The sequence below is a fragment of the Amycolatopsis lexingtonensis genome (assembly GCF_014873755.1).
In the GTDB taxonomy this organism is placed as follows: domain Bacteria; phylum Actinomycetota; class Actinomycetes; order Mycobacteriales; family Pseudonocardiaceae; genus Amycolatopsis; species Amycolatopsis lexingtonensis.
This window is the reverse complement of sequence record NZ_JADBEG010000001.1, coordinates 9839910-9862500: the sequence shown is the minus strand read 5'-3', so window position 1 is coordinate 9862500 and position 22591 is coordinate 9839910. Positions and strand designations below refer to the sequence as shown.

General features: G+C 70.1%; 17 protein-coding genes and 2 pseudogenes (1 of these 19 running past the window's edge). 16 read left to right on the top strand and 3 right to left on the bottom strand.

The window, feature by feature from the left end; genetic code table 11:
* Together H4696_RS45715 and H4696_RS45710 are read left to right on the top strand one after the other, a co-directional pair.
* Window positions 1–432, top strand: the 3' portion of a protein-coding gene (locus tag H4696_RS45715; protein WP_086856071.1) for an alpha/beta fold hydrolase. It extends 357 nt beyond the left edge of the window; the window shows 432 of its 789 coding nt (coding positions 358–789); its start codon lies beyond the left edge, outside the window; the stop codon is at window positions 430–432.
* Window positions 429–1187, top strand: a complete 759-nt coding sequence (locus H4696_RS45710) for an SDR family oxidoreductase (RefSeq protein WP_086856072.1) — start codon at window positions 429–431, stop codon at window positions 1185–1187. The genes H4696_RS45715 and H4696_RS45710 overlap by 4 nt, the downstream gene beginning before the upstream one ends.
* Here H4696_RS45710 and H4696_RS45705 read toward each other — a convergent pair.
* On the bottom strand, window positions 1172–2707 hold the full coding sequence (locus tag H4696_RS45705) for an IS1634 family transposase (RefSeq protein WP_086856073.1): 1536 nt from the start codon (window positions 2705–2707) through the stop codon (window positions 1172–1174). The genes H4696_RS45710 and H4696_RS45705 overlap by 16 nt on opposite strands.
* 153 nt (window positions 2708–2860) lie before the next feature.
* Here H4696_RS45705 and H4696_RS45700 point away from each other — a divergent pair, with 153 nt between their 5' ends.
* From H4696_RS45700 to H4696_RS45680, 5 genes are all read left to right on the top strand, one after another.
* Window positions 2861–5458, top strand: a complete 2598-nt coding sequence (locus tag H4696_RS45700; RefSeq protein ID WP_169734792.1) for a bifunctional FO biosynthesis protein CofGH — start codon at window positions 2861–2863, stop codon at window positions 5456–5458.
* A 217-nt stretch (window positions 5459–5675) separates the two neighbouring features.
* On the top strand, window positions 5676–6206 hold the full coding sequence (locus H4696_RS45695) for a DUF4232 domain-containing protein (RefSeq protein WP_225955996.1): 531 nt from the start codon (window positions 5676–5678) through the stop codon (window positions 6204–6206).
* 140 nt (window positions 6207–6346) lie between these two features.
* The gene (locus tag H4696_RS45690; protein WP_169734793.1) at window positions 6347–7177 is read left to right on the top strand and encodes a HalD/BesD family halogenase; all 831 of its coding nucleotides are present in this window, start codon (window positions 6347–6349) and stop codon (window positions 7175–7177) included.
* 19 nt (window positions 7178–7196) lie between these two features.
* A complete protein-coding gene (locus H4696_RS45685; protein ID WP_086856077.1) occupies window positions 7197–8009 on the top strand; it encodes a class I SAM-dependent methyltransferase in 813 nt (270 codons plus the stop codon).
* A gap of 5 nt (window positions 8010–8014) precedes the next feature.
* Entirely contained in the window at window positions 8015–9778 is a 1764-nt protein-coding gene (locus H4696_RS45680) for a choline/carnitine O-acyltransferase (protein ID WP_169734794.1), read from the top strand.
* 251 nt (window positions 9779–10029) lie between these two features.
* Here H4696_RS45680 and H4696_RS45675 read toward each other — a convergent pair whose 3' ends face one another.
* Window positions 10030–10953 (bottom strand): alpha/beta hydrolase fold domain-containing protein, encoded by a 924-nt coding sequence (locus tag H4696_RS45675; RefSeq protein WP_086856078.1) that lies wholly within the window; start codon window positions 10951–10953, stop codon window positions 10030–10032.
* Window positions 10950–11732 (bottom strand): class I SAM-dependent methyltransferase, encoded by a 783-nt coding sequence (locus tag H4696_RS45670; RefSeq protein WP_086856079.1) that lies wholly within the window; start codon window positions 11730–11732, stop codon window positions 10950–10952. The genes H4696_RS45675 and H4696_RS45670 overlap by 4 nt, the downstream gene beginning before the upstream one ends.
* A gap of 198 nt (window positions 11733–11930) precedes the next feature.
* Here H4696_RS45670 and H4696_RS45665 point away from each other — a divergent pair, with 198 nt between their 5' ends.
* The 9 genes and pseudogenes from H4696_RS45665 to H4696_RS45635 all read left to right on the top strand — a co-directional run bounded on the left by H4696_RS45665 (window position 11931) and on the right by H4696_RS45635 (window position 22570).
* Complete coding sequence (locus H4696_RS45665) at window positions 11931–14177, top strand: discoidin domain-containing protein (RefSeq protein WP_086856080.1); 2247 nt, start codon at window positions 11931–11933, stop codon at window positions 14175–14177.
* Between the two features lie 12 nt (window positions 14178–14189).
* Window positions 14190–14927, top strand: a pseudogene (locus tag H4696_RS50510) (glycosyl hydrolase family 28-related protein); the annotation flags it as partial.
* A gap of 289 nt (window positions 14928–15216) precedes the next feature.
* Window positions 15217–15453 (top strand): annotated as a pseudogene (locus H4696_RS50995) (right-handed parallel beta-helix repeat-containing protein); the annotation flags it as partial.
* A complete protein-coding gene (locus tag H4696_RS51395) occupies window positions 15454–16368 on the top strand; it encodes a discoidin domain-containing protein (protein WP_338078739.1) in 915 nt (304 codons plus the stop codon).
* 84 nt (window positions 16369–16452) lie between these two features.
* Window positions 16453–17460 (top strand): LacI family DNA-binding transcriptional regulator, encoded by a 1008-nt coding sequence (locus H4696_RS45655; RefSeq protein WP_086856081.1) that lies wholly within the window; start codon window positions 16453–16455, stop codon window positions 17458–17460.
* 306 nt (window positions 17461–17766) lie between these two features.
* Window positions 17767–19143 carry an ABC transporter substrate-binding protein gene (locus tag H4696_RS45650; RefSeq protein WP_086862219.1) on the top strand — a complete coding sequence of 459 codons (1377 nt, stop codon included), beginning with the start codon at window positions 17767–17769 and terminating at the stop codon, window positions 19141–19143.
* Window positions 19121–20095, top strand: coding sequence for a carbohydrate ABC transporter permease (locus H4696_RS45645; RefSeq protein WP_086862218.1), 975 nt, complete (start codon window positions 19121–19123; stop codon window positions 20093–20095). Before H4696_RS45650 ends, H4696_RS45645 begins: the two co-directional genes overlap by 23 nt.
* Window positions 20092–20961, top strand: coding sequence for a carbohydrate ABC transporter permease (locus H4696_RS45640; RefSeq protein WP_086862217.1), 870 nt, complete (start codon window positions 20092–20094; stop codon window positions 20959–20961). The genes H4696_RS45645 and H4696_RS45640 overlap by 4 nt, the downstream gene beginning before the upstream one ends.
* Window positions 20962–20992: 31 nt before the next feature.
* Window positions 20993–22570, top strand: coding sequence for a glycoside hydrolase family 13 protein (locus tag H4696_RS45635; RefSeq protein ID WP_086862216.1), 1578 nt, complete (start codon window positions 20993–20995; stop codon window positions 22568–22570).
* The last annotated feature ends 21 nt before the right edge of the window (window positions 22571–22591 follow it).

Below are 22591 nucleotides of genomic sequence, written 5' to 3'. Positions count from 1 at the left end.
CCGGAGGCGAGGCAAGCCCGCTACGACACCGCCGCGACGATCACCGAAGAGGGCATGGAGCGTTACGCCGACGAACTGCTCCCCCGGATGATCTCGAAGCAGACCCGCGTGACCAGGCCGGACGTCGAAGCGCACGTCCGGAAGATGATGCGCAACGCGCCGAAGGAAGGAGCCGCGGCCGCGCTGCGGGGCCGCGCCGAGCGGCCCGACTACACGCCCACCCTGAAGCACATCGCGGTCCCGACCCTGGTCGTCGTCGGCAGCGAGGACGAGTTCACGCCGGTCGCCGACGCCGAGCTGATCCACCGGGAGATCGCCGGTTCGACCCTGGTGGTGGTCGAGGGCGCGGGCCACCTCCCTAACCTGGAGCGCGAGACCGAGTTCGACGACGCCCTCAGTGCGTTCCTGACCGGAAAAAGGTTCACCCCATGACCCAGCAGACCGTGTTCGTGACCGGCGCGAGCGCCGGCTTCGGTGACGCCATCGCGCGCCGGTTCGTCGCCGAGGGCGCCCGCGTGATCGCCGTCGCCCGCAGCGAGGACAAGCTCGAGAAGCTGGCCGGCGAGCTCGGCGACGCCGTCCTCGCGGTCAAGCTCGACGTCAGCGACCCCGAAGCGGTCAAAACCACCGTCGAAGCCCTCCCGGAGGACTGGAAGAACGTCGACGTCCTGGTCAACAACGCCGGCCTGGCCAAGGGCCTCGAGCCCGCCCACCAGGCCCACCTCGACGACTGGGACCAGATGATCGCGACCAACGTCCGCGGCCTCGCGCACGTCACGCGCGCGCTGCTGCCCGGCATGGTCGAGCGCGGCCGCGGGCACGTCATCAACATCGGCTCGATCGCCGGCACCTACCCCTACCCCGGTGGCAACGTCTACGGCGCGACCAAGGCGTTCGTCCACCAGTTCAGCCTCAACCTGCGCAGCGACCTGCACGGCACCGGCGTCCGCGTGACGAACGTCGAGCCCGGCATGGTCGGCGGCACGGACTTCTCGAAGGTCCGCTTCGACGGCGACGCGGCCAAGGCCGACAAGGTCTACGAGGGCACCACGCCGCTGACCGCGGACGACGTCGCCGAGTCCGTCTACTGGGCAGCGAGTCAGCCGAAGCACGTGAACATCAACGTCATCGAGCTGATGCCGGTGGTGCAGAGCTTCTCACCGCTGCAGATCTACCGGGAGTCCTGAAACAAGGAGAGGAGCGCCTGCTGCTCCGGGTCCGACCCGGTCAGCAGGCGCTTGGTCCGCGGCCGCCCGCCGGTCGACGGGTACGTCAGTACCAGCTCGCCGATGCCCGCGAGCCGGTCCAGCAGCTCCCGGACCGACAGGTTCATGCCCGCCCGGTCCGCCTCGCGGCGCATCAGGTGGGTCACCGTCGCCGCCAGCACCGACACCAGGCCGTGGGCCGCGATCCGCGCGCGCGTCCACTCCCAGCGCGGGGTCGGGCCGGTGAGCGCGGGCCCGGTCAGCCAGCGGAACGTCGACTCGAGGTGAGTGCGGGCGCGGTAGGCCGTGACGACGTCGCCGACCGGCCAGTCCCGGTCGGTGACCAGCACCTGCTTGCCGAAGAACTCGTCGTCCAGCCGGGCCAGGGCGGCGGCGTCGATCCGCCGTTCCACCCGGATCTCGCCGGGCCGGGTGCCGCTGAGCACGGCGGTGAGGACGCGTTCGATGCGCCGGCCCCGCGTGACCCGGCCGATTTCGGCGTGCACCTGCGCGCGGTCGCCGCGGTGGGTGCCGGCGGCCAGCGCCGCGGCCAGGCCGTCCAGCTCGCGGGTGGTGGTGGCCAGCTCGTCGGCGAACGCCCGGGACTGGGCCGCGTGCAGGGTCGCCGAGTGGGTCAGGATCACCCGGCGGCGGACACCGTCGACCACCGCGTGCGTGTCCAGCGCGGTGAGCCCGGCGAACCGCTCGGGGTCGACGCGCTTGCGGGCGGACGCGGGCTGCGTCAGCAGCTCCGGGTGGTCGGTCAGCGGCAGCGAGCCGACGAACCCGCTGCGGGAACCGAGGTCGAGCTGCGCGGCCTGCCCGGCGTGGAAGACCAGCGTCGCCGGGCCCAGCTCGCCGGTCAGCGCGGCGAACGTCGGGGCGTTGTCGCGGCGGTACAGCCGCGAGGCCAGCGGGATGGCGCCGTCACGGGTGACGCGCAGCCCCACACCGGCGAGCACCTCCCGGCAGGCCGAGGGCAGTGTGCAGTCCGCGGGGGCGAACACGGCGAACTGCGGGACGTCGACGGCGAGGGCCTCGTGGTCGTCGAGCGTCTCGAGGACGGCGGTGGAAACGGTCTCCTCGATGCCCGCGATCCGCTCCGGCGTCAAGCGTTCCAGCGCCCGCCACAGACCATCCACTGTGGACAGCCGGACCAGGTCCGCGGCCGCGCTCGTTTCCCACCACTCGCCGATCGGCGTCTCCGGCGCGGTCGCGCGGTGCAGCACCGCCACGGCCAGGATCAGTCCCAGCGACGGCTTCGAACGCACGACGTCGTCGACGCGGCGGACGAAGTCCAGCCGGGACAGCGTCGCCCACACCGCCGCGACGTCGCCGTACGTCCGGTGCGACGCCGCGGCCGGTTCGCCGCCCGGGACCGCCCGGGCGATCTCGTCGGCCGTGCCGAGATAACGCTGGGTCACCACCCGGGGCTTGCCGTCGACCCGGGCGGACTCCGCCAGGTAGTAGTACGTCCGGCCGCCGATCTTCTTGCCGACCACAGATGCCACCCTTTAGGTAATACACCTCGCACCGGTGATCGACAACCCGCCGAGCGCGCTGACCTGCGACGACGATCACGTCCGGGTACAACCGCAGCCAGGTGCGCAACGCACACTGGCTGGTCGCGCGAGGACGGTCCTAGCGTGGGTGGAATGGGACCCGAACCCGACGCCACCACCCCGACCGCCTCCGCGATGCGCCGCGCGCTCGCCCGGGCGCGTGACGGGAAGACACTCGACGTAGCCGAGGCGGCCGTCCTGCTGCACGCCCGCGGCGAAGACCTGGGGAAGCTTTCCGAGTACGCGTCGCGCATCCGCGACGCGGGCCTGGCCGAGGCCGGGCGCGCCGGCATCATCACCTACAGCCGCAAGGTGTTCATCCCGCTGACCCGGCTGTGCCGCGACCGCTGCGGCTACTGCACGTTCGTCACGGTGCCGGGCCGGCTCGAATCGCCGTTCCTCTCGCCGGACGAGGTCCTCGACATCGCCCGCAAGGGCGCGGAGATGGGCTGCAAGGAAGCCCTCTTCACGCTCGGCGACCGGCCCGAGGACCGCTGGAAAGCCGCGCGCGAGTGGCTGGACGCGCACGGCTACGACGACACGCTCTCCTACGTCCGCGCGATGGCGATCCGCGTCCTCGAAGAGACCGGCCTGCTGCCCCACCTCAACCCGGGCGTGCTGACCTGGCAGGACTTCCAGCGGCTCAAGCCGGTCGCGCCGTCGATGGGCATGATGCTGGAGACCACGGCGACCCGGCTGTGGAGCGAAAAGGGCGGCCCGCACTACGGCTCGCCCGACAAGGATCCAGCGGTCCGGTTGCGGGTGCTCGAAGACGCCGGACGCAGCAGCGTGCCGTTCACCACCGGTGTCCTGATCGGCATCGGCGAGACGTTCGAGGAGCGCGCGGACGCGCTGTTCGAGATCCGCAAGATCGCCAAGACCTACGGCGGCATCCAGGAAGTCATCGTCCAGAACTTCCGGGCCAAGCCGGACACGAAGATGCGCGCGACGCCGGACGCCGACCTCGAAGAACTCGCCGCGAACATCGCCGTCGCGCGGCTGGTGCTCGGCCCGAAGATGCGTATCCAGGCGCCGCCGAACCTGATCGGCAGCCAGTACGACCTGATGATCCGTGCCGGCATCGACGACTGGGGTGGCGTCTCGCCGCTGACCCCGGACCACGTGAACCCGGAACGCGCGTGGCCGCAGATCGACGAGCTCGCCCGCCGCACCGAGAAGGCCGGCTTCGAGCTCAAGGAACGGCTCACCATCTACCCGGAGTACGTCAAGGCCGGCGAGCCGTGGCTGGACCCGCGGATCACCCGGCACGTCGCCGCGCTCGTCGACTACGACACCGGGATGGCCCGCGAAGGCGCGATGCCGGTGGGCATCCCGTGGCAGGAGCCGGACGGCGGCTGGCAGGAGTCCGGCCGCACCGACCTGCACACCGAGATCGACACCAGCGGCCGCACCGAGGACCGCCGCAGCGACTTCGACTCCGTCTACGGGGACTGGAAGGAGATCGGCGACCGGATCAAGACCGGGCCGCAGAAGTTCGACACGGACATCCTGGAAGCGTTGCGCAGCGCGGAAAAGGACCCGGCCGGGCTGTCCGACGACGCCGCACTGGCGCTCCTGCACGCCGACGGCAAGGAGCTGGACGCGTTCACGCGGCTGGCTGATGACCTGCGCCGCGAGACCGTCGGGGACGACATCACGTTCGTCGTCACGCGGAACATCAACTTCACCAACGTCTGCTACACGGGTTGCCGCTTCTGCGCCTTCGCGCAGCGTCGCACCGACGCCGACGCGTACACGCTTTCCCTGGAGCAGGTCGGCGACCGCGTCGACGAGGCGTGGGCCGCGGGCGCGACCGAGATCTGCATGCAGGGCGGCATCCACCCGGACCTGCCGGGCACCGCGTACTTCGACCTCGCGGCCGAGGTCAAGCGGCGTCAGCCGGAGATCCACCTGCACTCCTACAGCCCGATGGAGGTCGTGAACGGCGCTTCGCGGACCAACCTGTCGCTTCGCGATTGGCTGATCAAGGCGAAAGAGGCCGGTGTGGACTCCCTGCCGGGCACGGCCGCGGAGATCCTCGACGACGACGTCCGCTGGGTGCTCACCAAGGGCAAGCTGCCGACGTCGGAGTGGATCAAGGTCGTCACGACCGCGCACGAGGTCGGGCTGCCGACGACGTCGACGATGATGTACGGCCACGTCGACACGCCCGCGCACTGGGTCGCGCACCTGAAGCTGCTCGCGCGGCTGCAGCGCGAAGGCCTGGAGAAGCACGGCCGGCGCGGGTTCAGCGAGTTCGTGCTGCTGCCGTTCATCCACCAGAGCGCGCCGATCTACCTGGCCGGCCTCGCCCGTCCCGGCACGACGCTGCGCGAGAACCGCGCGGTGCACGCGCTGTCCCGGCTCCTGCTGCACGGCATGATCGACAACATCCAGAGCTCCTGGGTGAAGCTGGGCGAAGAGGGCAGCCGCGCGGTGCTGCAGGGCGGCGTCAACGACATCGGCGGCACGCTGATGGAGGAGACGATCAGCCGGATGGCGGGTGCGTCGAACGGGTCGTACAAGACGATCAGCGACATGCGCGCGATGGTCGAACCACTGGGCCGCCCCCTCGTGCAGCGCACGACGGGCTACGGACGGCCGTCGGCCGAGCGGCTCGCCGCGGCGGCGGCTTCGGACGGCGTCGCGACGGCGGTGCGCAAGCCGCTGCTGCCGCTGCTGACCCCGTGAGGTAGGTCTGCCGACGTCTTGAATGAGTCATTCAGGTCACCGGAGGTCCTGAATGACTCATTCAAGACACCGCGGAGCCGGTGGGGCGCGGGCCGCCGCCGGCTCGGTCGGACCGCACCAGGTCGCGAATGACTCATTCGAGACCGCCGGAGCCGCGAATGAGTCATTCGCGACGCTCCCGCGACCAGCCGCCCCCGCCGCGCTAACCTTCGGCCCCATGGGGGTTTCTCGCATCGTGCCGCTTTTGCTCGTCGCGCTCTTGGCGGGCTGTGACAGTCCGGCACCACCACCGCCGCCCGTGCCCACGGTGACGCCGAGCCCGACCTACGCGCCGCCGCCGTCGAGCGGGCTGTCCCTTTCGGTCGGACCGGTGGAAGCCGGGCTCGGCCACCGCGCCAGCGTGCTGACGCTGACCAACCTGGACACCCGGCCGCGAAAGGTCACCGGCTACCCGGACCTGAAAGTCCTGGCGGGCGACGGAACGCCGCTGGATGTCAAGGTCGAGCACGGGACTTCGTACTTCGCGCGGGACCTCGGCCCGCAGGACCTGACCGTCCAACCGGGCGCGAAGGTCGTGGCCGTGCTCGCCTGGTCGGCCACCGTCACCTCCGGCGACACGCGCACGGGCGCGGCGATTTCGGTGGTGCCGGTTCCCGGCGAACATGAGCAAAAGCAGCCTCTCGACACCGACCTGGGCACCACGGACACCGTCACGCTCAGTTCGTGGGCCACCGAAATCGGCAACTGATGACCTTGTGTCACCGCTCACAAACGCACGGGTGAGCGGTGACGATCTGTGCTAACTCTTTCCTTTCACGACCAGGGCAAGCACCGAAGCTTCACCTGCCGAAAGGGACTTCGTTGAGCACCTCCGTGGATACCTTGGGCATGGTCGACACCGAGCGCTACCCGCTCACCGAGCCGGGAAGCGCTGCCTGGCGGGCAGCCGTCGACCGCACGCGCGCGGACCTGGCCGAAGTCGGCTGCAGCGTCCTCGCCGACTTCATCCGGCCGGAACTGCGGGAGGTCCTGCGCACCGAGTGCGCCGAACTCGAACCGCACGCCTACACGAAGATCGAAAAGGTCAACGCCTACAACACCGCGATCGACGAGCCGCTGCCCCGTGACCACCCCGGCCGGACGATCATGGAACGCGGCAACGCCTTCGTCGCCCGCGACCGCATCCCCGCGTCGTCGATCATCGACCGGCTCTACACCAGCCCGCTGTTCCAGCGGTTCGTCGCCGACTGCTTCGGCCTGCCGGAACTGCACGAGCTGGCCGACCCGCTCGCCGGGCTGACGCTCAACGTGATCGCGCCCGGCCGCGCGCACCCGTGGCACTTCGACACCAACGCCTACACCGTCAGCATGTTGACGCAGGCCGCGGAAGCGGGCGGCACCTTCGAATACTGCCCCAACATCCGGTCCACCACGGACGAGAACTTCCCCGCGGTCCGCGCCGTGCTCCGGGAGGACGGCACCCATCCGGTCCAGCGCCTCGACCTACGTCCGGGCGATCTTCAGCTCTTCCAGGGTCGCTTCGCCTTGCACCGGGTGAGTACGGTGGAGGGCGCGATCGCGCGGCATTCCGCGATCTTCGCCTACAGCGAGCGCCCGGGGGTGATCGGCAGCGCGGAGCGGACCAGGCAGCTGTTCGGCCGGACCCTGCCCGCACACGTCACCGGACGCACCGTCCGCAGCGACGAACTGCTCGACTAAGAGATCAGGAGCCTGGCCCGTGCCTTTCGACTCGACCGGCAAGATCTCCTTCGACCACATCTACACCGCACCCGACCCGCGCCCGTTCTTCGGCACGCTGCGGCGCGTGGACTACCACATCCCGCAGCTCGCGAAGCCCTACTTCGCGAAGCTGATCGCCGAACACCCCGCCCAGCAGCCGACCGTGCTCGACGTCGGCTGCTCCTACGGGGTCAACGCGGCGCTCGTGCGGTGCGACGCCACGATGGACGACCTGTACGCCCACTACACCGATCCGGCGGTGACCGCGCTGGACCACGCGTCGCTGATCGAGGCGGACCGGGCGAAGATCGTCGACGACGGCGGCCCGCGCTTCTACGGCCTCGACGCGTCGGCGCCCGCGCTCGAGTACGCGCTTTCCGCCGGGTTCCTCGACGAGGCGATCCACGCCGACCTCGAGCGCGAAGACCCGGACAGCACCCAGCGGAAGCTCCTCGACGACGTCGACCTCGTCGTCTCCACCGGCTGCGTCGGCTACGTCACCGAGAAGACGCTCGCCCGGATCGCGCGCGGCGCGCGGCCGTGGATGGCGCACTTCGTGCTGCGGATGTTCTCCTACGACCCGGTCGCCGACAGCCTGGCCGGGCTGGGCTACGAGACCGCCGAAGTCGGCGGGGTGTTCCGGCAGCGGCGGTTCGCCTCCGCCGAGGAGCAGACGCAGATCCTCGACACCCTCGGCGCCGCCGGCGTCGACCCCACCGGGCTCGAGTCCGAAGGATGGCTCTACGCCCGGTTGTTCGTTTCCCGTCCCGAAGGCGCGGACGCCTTGGCCACCGCGCTCGAAACCCGCTGAGAAGGATGATCGTGAGCAGTCCGGAATGGTCCACCCGCACCTTCGGCAACGAGGAGCGGCTCCCCCGCGTCCCCGTTCCCACGCTGGAGGACAGCGGCCGCCGCTTCCTCGAGTGGTGCGCCCCGCTGCTGACCCCGGACGAGCTGGCCGAAACCGAAGCGGCCGTGGCGGAGTTCCTTTCGCCGGACAGCCCCGCGCACGGGCTGCAGGCCGCGCTCGAGGAGTACGACCGGTCGCCCGGGGTGCGCAGCTGGCTCGACACGTTCTGGCCGTACCGCTACCTCGGCCGCCGCGACCGGATCGCGCTCAACGCCAACTTCTTCTTCCTGTTCCAGGACTCTCCGCTGGGCCAGGTGGAACGCGCGGCCGAGCTGACCGCGTCCGCCGTGGACTACAAGCTGAAGCTCGACGAGGAGCAGGTGCCGCCGGTGCTGCTGCGCGGCGCGCCGCAGTCGATGGTGCAGCACAAGTACCTGTTCTCGGCGACGCGCATCCCGGGCCAGGTGCTGGACACCGCGCGCACGCCGTACCGCGAAGGCTGGGAAGGGCCGTCGCGGGAGCGGCACATCGTCGTGTTCCACCACGACACCCCGTTCCGGATGGACGTCATCGCCGGTGACGGCCGGCCGTACTCGCCGGCGCAGCTGGCGGAAGGACTGCGCGCGATCCTCAAGGACGATCGCGTCGCCGAAGTCCCGGCCGGGCACTTCACGACGAAGGCGCGTGCGGAGTGGGCGGTTTCGCGGACCGCGCTGATCGACGCGGGCAACGCGGCCTCCCTGGAGACGATCGAGACCGCGCTGTTCTGCCTGTGCCTGGACGACTTCGCCCCGTCGGACACGCTCGAGGCGGCCGACCGGCTGCTGTACGGCGACAACCGCTGGTACGACAAGGCCGTGTCGCTGATCGTGTTCGAAGACGGCACCGCGGGGATCAACGTCGAGCACTGCGAACTCGACGGCACCACGATCCTCGGCTTCACCGACGCGCTGCTGAGCGGTTCGCGGGCGGAGCGCGAGCCGGCCTCGGGGATCCCGGGCTACGAGCCGGTCGACTTCACGCTGACCGATTCCCTCCGCGAAGACGCGCTGGCGGCCGGGATCGCCTTCCGGGCGTACGCGGACGCGACCGCGACGCAGACGGTGTCGTTCGGCTTCGGGGCGAACCGGGCCAAGGAGCTCGGGATGTCGCCGGACGCGTTCGCGCAGATGTCCTACCAGCTGGCGCACCGCCGCGCGAAGGGCCTGACGGGGGCGACGTACGAGTCGATCGCCACCCGGCAGTTCCAGAACGGCCGCACCGAAGCCATGCGGGTCGTCACTCCGGAGGTCGTGCGCTTCGCCGACGTCATGACCGACCCGGCGGCGTCCGCCGAGGAGAAGCGCACCGCGTTCCGCGCGGCGGCGGCGAAGCACGTGGCCCGCGCGAAGGAGTGCCAGGCCGGGGACGCGCCCGAGCAGCACCTGTGGGAGCTGCAGCTGATCGGGAAACGCCGCGGGGACACTTCGGAGCCGGCGCTCTATTCGTCGCCGGGCTGGCTCAAGATGCGCGACGACTACCTGAGCACCAGCTCGGCGCCGTCGGTCAACATCCAGTACTTCGGGTTCGGCTCGACGAGCCCGCAGTGCATCGGCATCGCGTACGTGCTGCTGCCGGACCGCTGGAACATCTACCTGAGCACGCCGAAGCACGTCTCGGCGGAGATGCACCGCTTCGCCGACGAACTGGCGGTCGCGGTGCGGGAGCTGCAGGAGCTACTGGCCGAGTAGCCGAGCGCCCCAAGGCGGCCTTGGTTGCGTCCGACGCACCGAAGGCCGCCTTGGGTGCGCGAGACGCACCGAAGGCCACATTGGGGCGCACGAGCCGAGGTCGCGCCACGAGCCAGGGGCGATCGTGGTGCGCGAACTGCAGGAACAACTGGCCGAGCAGCCGAGCGCCCCAATGTGGCGTTGGGTGCATCTGACGCACCGAACGCCACATTGGGGCGTTTGAGTCGGTCGCGGTGCGGGAGCTGCAGGAGCTACTGGCCGAGTAGGCGGCGCAACCACGTCAGCCGGGCGGCCCGCGCCGCCCGGCTGATGCGCGCTTTCGGGACCAGCGAGTCGAAGCCGTGGAAGCCGCCCGGCCACACGTGCAACTCGGCCTCGCCGCCCGCCTGCCAGAGCCGGGACGCGTACGCCACCACCTCGTCGCGGAACGTCTCCGCCGTGCCGACGTCCAGGAACGCCGGTGGCAGGCCGGAAAGGTCCGCCGCGCGGGCCGCGGCCGCGTACGGCGGGACGTCGGCGGTGCCGCGAAGGTCGCCGAGGTAAGCGGTCCAGCCGACGTTGTTGGCCGTGCGGTCCCACAGGCCGCGACCGTCGAGGTCGAGCGCCGACGGGGTGTCGTTGCGGTCGTCCAGCATCGGGCAGAGCAGCAGCTGGCCCGCGAGGGCCGGGCCGCCGCGGTCGCGGGCCAGCAGCGCCGTGGCCGCCGCGAGGCCGCCGCCCGCGCTGATCCCGCCGATCAGCAGCCGGCCCGGGACGTGCTCGGCGGTCCACCGGAGACCGGCGTAGCAGTCCTCGACCGGCGCCGGGTACGGGTGCTCGGGCGCCAGCCGGTAGCCCGGCGAGACGATCGTCAGGTTCAGCTCGCCCGCCCAGTCCAGCAGGTTCGGCACGTCCGCGCCGAGGTGGCTGCCGACGATCGTGCCGCCGCCGTGGACGTAGTACAGGACGCCCGCGCTCGACGCCGGTGCCAGCACCAGCAGCGGGACGTCCCCGGCGTGCTCCTCCGAGACCCGGTACGCCGGGTACGCGGCGGCCAGCTCCTCGACCGTCTTGTGCTCCGCGGCGTTCAGCTCGCGGCGGCCGGGGATGTCGGCCAGCGACGCCAGTGGCGGACGCAGTGCCCGGAGTTCTTCGACGACCGGCGCCAGCTCCGGGTCGAACGGCGGCGGCATCACGCCGTGGGGTCCGAGACCACGAGCACCAGCGAGCCGTCGAACGTCGGCTGCTCACGAAGCTTGCCGTAGCGGCGGTCCCACGTGCCGTCGTCGAGGTCGTGCTGCAGTTCCGCGGCGAAGCGGTGGTGCACGCGGTCGTCGACGAAGCTCCACGCCGAGCACGACAGCCGCGCGCCCGGGTCCAGCAGCCGCTCGGGCCGCGCGTAGTAGGCCTCGTTGAAGCCGTCGGTGCAGTCGCTGGGGATGGGCACGCCGATGACCGACGTGTGCCCGCCCAGGCCGTCGGCGATGTCGTCGACCGACGGGTAGCGCCGGGCCTCGGTTTCGATCACCTCGGGCGCGTAGTCGAGCAGCCAGAACCGGCGCAGCAGCGCCGGGTCGCAGGTGAGGATCGCGACCGGGCCGCGGGTCACGCGGCGCATCTCCTTCAGCCCGGCCCAGAGGTCGTTCCACTGGTGCACGCTGAACGTGCTCATCGCGCCCTCGAACGCGCGGTCCCCGAACGGCAGCTTCTCGGCGACGGCGTCCACCGCGGGCGGCAGGCCCGGCGGCCGCTGCGCGCGCATCGACGCCGACGGCTCGACCGCGGTCACTTCCCGGTCTTCGGGCTCGTACGCCCCGGCGCCCGCGCCGACGTTGAGCACGGTCCGCGCGTCGCCCAGCGCGTCGAGGAGGTACCGGCCGATGCGCGGGTCCGGCTTGCGGTAATCGGTGTACACGCCACCGATCGCGCCGTAATCCGCGTCCCCGGCGCTGCCGTCAGCACGTCGCTGGCTCATGCCCAGAAACTATCAGCGCGCCCGGTCGGCGCCGGTGCTGCTCCGCGGGGTGTAAGCGGACGTCGGGCATCCGGCGCAGCCGTCACTTCCTGTCGCAAACTTGCGTAAGTTCGTTCATCTATTGCGGTTTCTTGTCCAGGATTCGTATGATCCCGGTCACAGAGGTCCCCACCTGCTGCGGAAAGGCCAGTGCCGCCCATGTCTCCCAGCTCTGTCTTCAGCGCGCCCAAAAGCGCCCGCGCTGCGCGGTTCGGGGCGTTAGCCGCCGCCGTGCTCGCCGCCGCCGGACTCACGATCGCCGCCGCTCCCGCGGAAAGCACGGCGCTCGCGGCCGGCCGCGGCGCCACCGTCCCCTTCGTGGAACAGGAAGCCGAAACCGCCGCCACCACCGGGTCGGTCATCGGCCCGGACCGCGCCGCGGGCACCCTCGCCGGCGAAGCCTCCGGCCGGAAGGCGGTGACACTCTCCGGCCAGGGCCAGTACGTCGAGTTCACGCTCACCGCACCGGCGAACTCGATCGATTTCCGCTACAGCGTCCCGGATTCGGTGACCGGCACGATCTCGCTGTACGTCGGCGGGACGCACAACCGGGACCTGGCGCTGACGTCGAAGTGGGCCTGGTACTACGGCTCGTACCCCTTCACGAACAACCCCGCCGACGGCCACGCACACCACTTCTACGACGAGACCCGCGCGCTGCTCGGCACGTCGTACCCGGCGGGCACCAAGATCAAGCTGCAGGTCGACGCGGGCGACGTCCCCGCGACGATCGACCTCGCGGACTTCGAGCAGGTCGGCGCCGCCACCACGCGGCCGTCGAACTCCGTGTCCGTCACCGACTACGGCGCCACCGCGGGCGACACGAGCGACGACGCCGGCGCGTTCGACTCCGCCGTGGCGGCTGCGAAGAGCCAGGGCAAGGAAGTCTGGATCCCGTCCGGCACCTTCACCCTCGGCCACCACATCACCGTCGACCAGGTGACCATCCGCGGCGCCGGGCCGTGGTACTCGGTGCTCACCGGCCCGCGCGCCGGCATCTTCGGCAAGGGCGAGCCGGAAAGCTGCGGAACGCCTACCTACCCCGGCAACCCGGCCGTGCCCGGCACCAGCAGCGCGGTGAAGCTCTACGACTTCGCGATCATCGGCCAGGTCGACGCCCGCGTCGACTGCGACCAGTCCAACGCCATCGGTGGCGCCCTCGGCGGCGGCTCGGTCGTGCAGAACCTGTGGCTGCAGCACACGAAAGTCGGGCTGTGGCTCGACGGGCCCTTCGACGGGCTCACCGTGTCCGGCAACCGGATCCTCGACCAGACCGCCGACGGGCTGAACCTGCACCAGGGCATCAGCAACGTGACGGTGACGAACAACTTCCTGCGCAACACCGGCGACGACGGCCTGGCGATGTGGTCCGAGCACGCCGCCGACCACCACAACACGTTCTCCTTCAACACCGTGCTGCTGCCGATCCTCGCCAACAACATCGCGATCTACGGCGGGCACGACAACACCGTGTCCGACAACGTCGTGGCCGACAACCAGGACCAGGGCGGCGGCCTGCACATCGCGAACCGGTTCAGCGCGGTGCCGCTGTCGGGCACCACGACGGTCGCGCGCAACACCGCGATCCGCACCGGCGTGCTCGATTCGAACTGGCAGTTCGGCGTCGGCGCGCTGTGGTTCGACGGCCGCGACTCGGCGATCACCGGCCGCGTCGACGTCACCGACCTCGACCTGCAGGACAACAACTACGAAGCCATCCAGTTCATCGACGGCGCCACCACGGACGTGCACTTCACGAACGTCCGGATCAGCGGCGCCGGCACGTTCGCCTGGCAGCTGCAGTCGAAGCCGGCCGGGTCGGTGAAGAACGTCGTCGCGACCGGGATCGGGCGGGCCGGCGTCTACAACTGCCTGGGCCCGGACGCGATGAGCGGCCTGGCCGACCAGGGCGGCAACTCGGGCTGGACGACGACGTTCTGCGGCTCGTGGCCGTCGCCGGTGTACGGCTCGGACAACGGCGGCACGACCACCACGCCGCCGCCGACCACCACGACCCCGACCGGGAACCTCGCCTTGCGCAAGAGCGTCAGCGCGTCCGGCTCGCAGGGTGGCTTCCCGCCGGCCAACGCCGTCGACGGGGACGCGAACTCCTATTGGGAGAGCACGAACAACGCGTTCCCGCAGTCGCTGACGGTCGACTTCGGTGCCACGGTCAGCGTTTCGCGGCTCGTGCTGAAGCTGCCCGCCTCGTGGGGCGCGCGGACGCAGACGATCTCGGTCGACGGCGTCAAGGCGGCCACGACCTACACGTTCGACCCGGCGTCCGGGAACACCGCGACCGTCAGCTTCCCAGCGACCTCGCAGCGCACGCTGCGCCTGACTTTCACCGGCAACACCGGCTGGCCCGCCGGGCAGCTGTCCGAACTCGAAGCCTATTCGTCCTGAGAGGTGCTGACGATGTCCCGCATACCGGCTTTGCTCGCCGCCGCGCTCGCCGCGTCCGGCCTGACCGTGCTCTCCGGCGCCGCGCCCGCCGCGGCGGCCACCTGCCCGACGACGGCGTCCGGCGGCGCGAGCGTGCCGTTCCGGACCGTCGAAGCCGAGTGCTCGGCGACGAACGGCTCGGCGGTCGGCCCCGATTACACGCAGGGCAGCATCGCCTCGGAAGCCTCCGGGCGGCAGGCGGTCAGGATCACGACCGGTCAGTACGTCGAGTTCACGCTGCCCGTCGCGGCGAACTCGATCAACGTCCACTACAACCTGCCCGACGGTTCGTCCGGGCGGCTTTCGGTGTCCGTCAACGGGTCCACGCTCGCGCTGCCCGTGACGTCGCGTTACACCTATGTGGACACCGGCTTCATCACGGGCTCGAAGACGCACCACTTCTTCGACGACGCGCGCCTGCTGCTCGGGCAGAACCTGGCGGCGGGCACGAAGGTCCGGGTGCAGGCCGGTTCCGGTGACGTCGGGCAGGCGACCATCGACCTCGCCGACTTCGAGCAGGTCGGCGGCGCGGGCTCGAAACCAGCCGACGCCCTTTCGGTGACCGACTACGGCGCCACGGCCAACGACTCCTCGGACGACACCCAGGCGTTCCGCAACGCGCTTTCGGCGGCGCGTTCGCAGGGCCGCGAGGTCTGGGTCCCGTCCGGGCGGTTCGAAATCGGGTCCGCGCTGCAGATCGACCAGACCACCGTCCGCGGCGCGGGACCGTGGTACACCGTGTTGCACGGCAACAACATCTTCAACAACGGCAGCGCGTCCGGCAACATCAAGCTGTACGACTTCGCGGTGTTCGGCGATGTCACCGAGCGGAACGACGGCAGCCCGGACAACGCTTTCCACGGCGTCCTCGGGAACGGCTCGGTCGTCAGCGGCCTGTGGATCCAGGACACGAAGTGCGGGCTGTGGCTGATGAACGGCGCGTCCTCGAACCTGACCATCGAGAACAAACAACCGCATCCTCGACACCCAGGCCGACGGCGTGAACTTCGACGGCGCCGTCACGAACTCGACGTTGCGCAACAACTACCTGCGCAACAACGGCGACGACGGGCTCGCGCTCTGGTCCAACGGCCAGGCCGACTCCGGCAACTCGCTGGTGAACAACACGGTCGTGCAGCCGAACCTGGCCAACGGCATCGCGTTGTACGGCGGCTCGAACAACACCGTGAGCGGCAACCTCGTCCAGGACACCAACGCCCTCGGCGGTGGCTACCTGGTGGCGAACCGGTTCAACTCGGTCCCGCTCGGCGGCACGGTGACGCTGTCGAACAACACGGCGCTGCGGGCCGGGGCGCTCGACCCGAACTGGCAGTTCGGCGTCGGCGCGCTGTGGTTCGACGCGCGTGACCAGGCGATCACCGGCGTGACCATCCGCGTCACCGGGTTCACCGCGATCCAAAGCCCGTACGAGGCCATCCAGTTCATCGATGGCAACGGCGCGGGCAAGCAGATCCAGGGCATCACGATCGACGGCGTGTCGGTGCAGGGCGTGGGCACGTTCGTGGCGCAGTCGCAGACGCAGGGGTCGGTGACGATCAGCAACCTGACCGCCTCCGGCGTCGGCGTGACCGGGACGTACAACTGCCCCTACCCGGCGTCGATCCCTCGCATGACCTTCAGTGGCTCCGGCAACAGCGGCTGGAGCGGGACTTGGAGCGACTGCTCGACCTGGCCGGCGCCGAACTCGGGCCCGCCGCAGCCGCCGCAGTCCGGCACGAACCTCGCGAAGGGCAAGGCGATCAGCGCGTCGGGGTCGCAGGGCGGGTTCCCGCCGTCGAACGCGGTGGACGGGGACGCCAACTCGTACTGGGAGAGCGCGAACAACGCGTTCCCGCAGACGCTGACGGTGGACCTGGGCACGGCGGCGTCGATCAACAAGGTGACGCTTCGCCTCCCGCCGTCGTCGGCGTGGGGTGCGCGGACGGAGACGGTGACGATCTCCGGCAGCACCGACGGCAGTGCGTACACGACGCTGGTGGGTTCGCGCGGCTACGCGTTCGACCCGGCTTCCGGCAACACCGCGTCGGCGTCCTTCACGGCGACGTCCCAGCGCTTCGTGCGCCTGACGTTCACCGGCAACACCGGCTGGCCCGCGGGTCAGGTGGCCGAGTTCGAAGTGGCGGCTTCGTAGCTCGGCGGTCGCAAGCCCGTACCGGTGTCGAAACCGGTACGGGCTTGTCCCACTTTTGCGCCCGGTTGCTGTAAAGTTTCGGCTATGACGCGTCGTCTTGCCGAAGTCGCCCGCCAGGTCGGGGTCAGCGAAGCCACGGTCAGCCGGGTGCTCAACGGCCGGTCCGGGGTGTCCGCCAGCACCCGCGCCGCCGTGCTCACCGCGCTGGACGTGATGGGGTACGAGCGGCCCACCCAGCTGCGCGGCGAGCGCGCCCGCCTGGTCGGGCTGGTGCTGCCCGAGCTGCAGAACCCGATCTTCCCCGCGCTGGCCGAGATCATGGGCAACGCACTCGCCCAGCAGGGGTTCACGCCGGTGCTCTGCACGCGGACCGCGGGCGGGGTGTCCGAGGCGGAGTACGTCGAGCTGCTCCTGCAGCAACAGGTGTCGGGCGTGGTGTTCGCCGGCGGGCTGTACGCGCAGGCGGACGCGGTCCACTCGCACTACCACCACCTCGTCGAGCGCCGGCTCCCGACGGTCCTGATCAACGCGGCGGTCGAGCACCTCGGCCTGCCACAGGTCTCGTGCGACGACGCCGTGGCCGTCGAGCAGGTCGTCGGGCACCTGAGTTCACTCGGGCACGAGAAGATCGGGCTGGTGCTGGGGCCGTCGGACCACGTGCCCTCGCAGCGCAAGCTCGCGGCGTTCCAGGCGTACGCGGCGAAGCTGGGGTTGCCGGTGCTGGACGAACTGGTCGAGCACGGGATGTTCTCGATCGAGGGTGGCCACGCGGCTGCGGCCCGGCTGTACCCCCGCGGCGCGACGGCGGTGTTGTGCGCGAGCGACCTGCTGGCGTTGGGCGCGGTCCGCGCGGCACGGCGGCAGGGGCTGTCGGTGCCGGAGGACATTTCGGTGGTGGGTTATGACGACTCGGCGTTGATGAACTGCACCGATCCGCCGTTGACGACCACCCGCCAGCCGATCGAGGCGATGGGGCGCGCGGTGGTGGAGCTGCTGGTGAAGCGCATCAACGGTGGTGAGGTGGCGGCGGAGGAGTTGTTGTTCGCGCCGGAACTGGTGGTCCGCGGCTCCACGGCCCGCCGCACCGCCTGACCCCACCCGAAGCGCCCCAATGTGGCGTTGGGTGCATCTGACGCACCGAACGCCACATTGGGTGCGCTGGACGCACCGAACGCCACATTGGGGTGCTCGGGTCCCACTCGACTGAGCGGCGGGTTCTGAACCCGTCGCTCACTTTTTCGTGCCCGCGGCACGGCCCGGCACCCTGCCGAACGCCAGCGGCTCGCAGCCTGTTCGTAACTTGCAACTTCTCGTCGGGTTATTGCGTCGATCTGGTCCACCCCTTTATGGTGACCGCAATCACGTGACAGCCGTCGCGACCCCGAGAAGAGGCTTGAGATGAGCAGTCCCTGGTCCCGAACCGTCTCCCGCCGGATGTTGTGCCTGCTCACCGCGGGCGGCCTGGCGCTCACCCTGGCCGCCTGCGGTGACGGCGACACCGCCGCGCAGAGCGGTGGGAAGGTGAAGATCACGGTCACCGGGCAGCCGCCGACCAGCCAGCCGTTCGAGCGCGGTGTGTTCGACGCCGACGTCAAGGAGTTCGAGGCGGCGCACCCGAACATCGACATCGATCCGCACGAAGGCTTCATGGACCCGAAGACCTTCTCCGCGAAGCTCGCCGGCGGGCAGCTCGAAGACGTCTACTACGTGTACTTCACCGACCCCGCGCAGATCATCGCGCGCCACCAGGCCGCCGACATCACGGAAGCCGCGAAGAACGTCCCGCACGTCAACGACATCAAGCCGGAACTGCTCGACAACTTCCGCGACGCGAACGGCAAGCTCTACGGCCTGCCGACGATGAACTACACGATGGGCCTCGTCTACAGCAAGCCGCTGTTCCAGAAGGCCGGTCTCGACCCGAACAAGCCGCCGCAGACCTGGGATGAGGTGCGGGACGCCGCCAAGAAGATCTCCGCGCTGGGCAACGGGGTCGTCGGATACGCCGACTACAGCAAGAACAACCAGGGCGGCTGGCACCTGACCGGCTGGCTGTACTCGATGGGCGGCGACATCGCCCGCAAGGACGGCGACAAGTGGGTCGCCGACTTCAACAACGACAAGGGCAAGAAGGCCCTCCAGTACCTGCACGACATGCGCTGGACCGACAACTCGATGGGCGCCAAGCAGCTCCTCGAAGCCACCGACGTGCAGCGGATGATGGGCTCCGGCCAGCTCGGCATGTACATGGCCGCCCCGGACAACGTCCCGGTGCTGGTCAAGCAGTTCAACGGCAAGTACGAGGACTACGGCATCGCGGGCATGCCCGGCGGCGAGGGCACCCTCCTCGGCGGCGAGGGCTACATGATCAACCCGAAGGCGTCGCCGGAGAAGATCAAGGCCGGCCTCGAGTGGATCCAGTGGAAGTACCTGAACCCGGACCGCTTCGAGAAGCACATCCAGCAGTACGTCGACGGCAAGCAGCCGGTCGGCCTGCCCGCCGAGCCGACCCCCGACGTCTGGACCGGCGCGGTCCGCGAGCAACAGCTGGCACTGAAGGCCAAGTACGCCAACGTTCCCGCGCAGAACTTCCAGTCCTACGTGGACACCACGAGCAAGATCAAGGGCAGCATCGAGCCGCCGAACGCGCAGCAGATCTACGCCGCGCTCGACAGCGTGATGCAGGCCGTGCTCACCGACCAGAACGCGAACATCGACCAGCAGCTCTCGTCGGCCGAGTCGAAGGTCAACAGTGTCCTCGCCCAGGTCAAGTAGCCTCCTCGCCTGGCCCGCGACGGCTTCGTCGCGGGCCGGGCGCCCGGCCGTCTCGCAAGAAGACCGCCGCCGCACCAGGCTCAAGCGCAAGATCAGGGAAAACCTCACCGCGTACGGCCTGTTGTGCGCCGCCCTCGTGGTGTTCGCGCTCTTTTCCTGGTACCCGATCGTGCGCGGCGTGCTGCTGAGCTTCCAGCAGGTGGACTTCGTCAACGCGCCGACGTGGGTCGGGTTCGACAACTTCGCGAAGCTGTTCGAAGACCCGCTGTTCGGCGTCGCCTGGCGCAACACGCTGCTGTTCACCGGGCTCGCGCTGGTCTTCGGGTTCGCGGTGCCGTTCCTGACCGCGGTGCTGCTCAACGAGATCCGGCACGCGAAGGCGTTCTTCCGGCTCGCCGTCTACCTGCCGGTGATGCTGCCGCCGGTGGTCACGGCGCTGATGTGGAAGTGGTTCTACGACCCGGGTCCCGGCCTGTTCAACTCCGCGCTCGGCGCGGTCGGCCTGCCCGGCGGCCAGTGGCTCGACTCGTCCGGCACGGCGATGCTGTCGCTGGTCTTCGTCTCGACGTGGGCCAACATGGGCAGCACCACGCTGATCTACCTGGCCGCGCTCGGCACGATCCCCGGCGAGCTCTACGAAGCCGCGGAACTGGACGGCGCCGGGCTGTGGAAACGCTTGCGGCACGTGACTTTCCCGCAGACGCGGTTCGTCCTGCTGGTGCTCCTGCTGCTGCAGATCGTCGCGACCATGCAGGTGTTCACCGAGCCGTACGTGATGACCGGCGGCGGGCCGGACGACTCGACGGTCACCGTGCTCCTGCTGCTCTATCGCTACGCCTTCGTCTACAACGACTTCGGCGCGGCGAGCGCGATGAGCCTGCTGCTGTTCGTGGCGCTGGGCGTGTTCTCGGCGTGGTACGTCCGGCTGACGCGGAAGGCGGACCAGTCATGAGAACCCTCATTTCGCCCGGCGCGCTGCGCAGCCCGCGCGGCAAGCTCGTCTACGGCGTCGTCTTCGCGTGCACGCTCGCGATCTTCGTCCTGGCCTTCATGTTCCCGCTCTACTGGGCGGTGACCGGCGCGATGAAGTCGCCGCAGGAACTGGCCGCGACGCCGGCGACACTCATCCCGCACGAGTGGCACCCGGAAACCTTCGGCGACGCGTGGAGCCAGCTCAACCTGGGCAAGTACTTCCTCAACACCCTCGTCGTCGCCGGCGGCGCGTGGCTGGCGCAGCTGGCCATCGACGTCCCGGCCGCGTTCGCGCTGTCGAAGCTGCGCCCGAAGTTCGGCAACGTCGTGCTCGGGCTGATGCTGGCGACCCTGATGCTGCCGGCCACGGCGCTGCTCGTCCCGACGTACGTGACGGTGACGGACCTGCCGCTGCTGCACCTCAACCTGATCAATTCGCCGACGGCGGTCTGGCTGCCCGCGGCGGCGAACGCGTTCAACATCTACCTGCTGAAGCGGTTCTTCGACCAGATCCCCGACGAGCTCATCGAAGCGGCGCGCATCGACGGCGCCGGGCCGGTGCGCACGCTCTGGCGGATCATCCTGCCGATCTCGCGGCCGATCCTGGCCGTGGTTTCGATCCTCGCGGTCGTCACCGCGTGGAAGGACTTCATCTGGCCGCTGCTGGTGTTCCCGGACACCGAAAAGCAGACGCTCTCGGTGATGCTGCAACGGGTGGCGATCGACATGCCGCTCAACGTGCTCGTCGCCGGGATGGTGCTGGCCAGCCTGCCCATGGTGGCGCTGTTCCTGGCGTTCCAGCGGCAGATCCTCGCCGGGCTGACCGCCGGCAGCATCAAGGGCTGACCTTTCCACAACAAACAGGAGGGGCACTTTCGTGACCGACAAGACCGGCTGGTGGCGGAGCGCGGCCATCTACCAGATCTACATCCGCAGCTTCGCGGACGGCAACGGCGACGGCATCGGCGACCTCGCCGGCGTCCGCGCCCGGCTGGACCACCTGGCCGACCTGGGGATCGACGCGATCTGGTTCACCCCCTGGTACCCGTCGCCGATGGACGACGGCGGCTACGACGTCGCCGACTTCCGCGACATCGAGCCGTTGTTCGGCACGCTCGGCGAGGCCGAAGAGCTGATCGCCGAGGCGCACGCCCGCGGCATCCGGGTGATCATCGACATCGTGCCCAATCACGCTTCCGACGAGCACCGGTGGTTCCAGGCCGCGCTGGCGGCGGGCCCGGGATCGCCGGAGCGGCAACGGTTCTGGTTCCGGCCCGGCCGCGGCCCGGACGGGTCCGAACCGCCGAACAACTGGAAGTCGCGCTTCGGCGGGTCCGCGTGGACGCGGGTCCCGGACGGCGAGTGGTACCTGCACCTCTACAGCTCGCGCCAGCCCGACTTCAACTGGGACAACCCGGAAATCCGCGCGGAGTTCGAGGACGTGCTGCGGTTCTGGTTCGACCGCGGGGTCGACGGCTTCCGCATCGACGTCGCCGACGGGCTGGTCAAGGACCCGCGCCTGCCCGACGTCGAAGAGGGCGACGAGACGCCGTTCTCCGACCAGGAGGGCCTGCACGAGATCTACCGCTCGTGGCGCAAGATCGTCGACAGCTACCCGGGCGAGCGGGTGCTGGTCGGCGAGATGTGGCTGCCGGACATGTCCCGCGCCGCGCGCTACCTGCGCCGCGACGAGCTGCACTCGGCGTTCAACTTCGACTTCCTGGTCTGCCCGTGGGACAGCAAGCGCTTCCGCGACGTCATCGAGCGGACGCTGAAGGCGCACGACGAGGTCGGCGCGCCGGCGGCGTGGGTGCTGTCGAACCACGACGTCACGCGGCACGTCACGCGCTACGGCCGCGAGGGCGACACGGGTTTCTCGTTCGCGAACCGGCTGCACGAGCTGCCGGTGGACCGCGAGCTGGGCACCCGGCGGGCCCGGGCGGCAGCGCTGCTGACGCTGGCCCTGCCCGGCGGGCTGTACGTCTACCAGGGCGAGGAGCTGGGCCTCTGGGAGGTCCTGGACATCCCCGACGAGCTGCGCCAGGACCCGGTGTGGGCCCGCACGAACGGCGCCGACCCCGGCCGCGACGGCTGCCGCGTCCCGATCCCGTGGTCGGGCGACGAGCCGCCGTTCGGGTTCGGTCCGGGCGGTGCGTGGCTGCCTCAGCCGGAGGCGTGGCAGGACTACACGGCCGAGGCGGAGGCAGCGGATCCGGCGTCGATGCTTTCGCTGTACCGCAACGGCTTGCGGCTCCGACGGGATCTGCCCACCGGTGCGCTGGAGTGGCTCGACCTCGGCGAAGGGGTGCTGGCGTTCCGGATCGGGACGGGGTTCACGTTCGCGCTGAACTTCTCGGACACCCCGATCCCGCTCCCCGCCGGGGAAATCCTGCTGGCCAGCAACCCTGTCGACAGCGACCTGCCGACCGACACCGCTGTCTGGCTCCGCTCCTGAAAAGCCGTGAAGGCCTCCTTA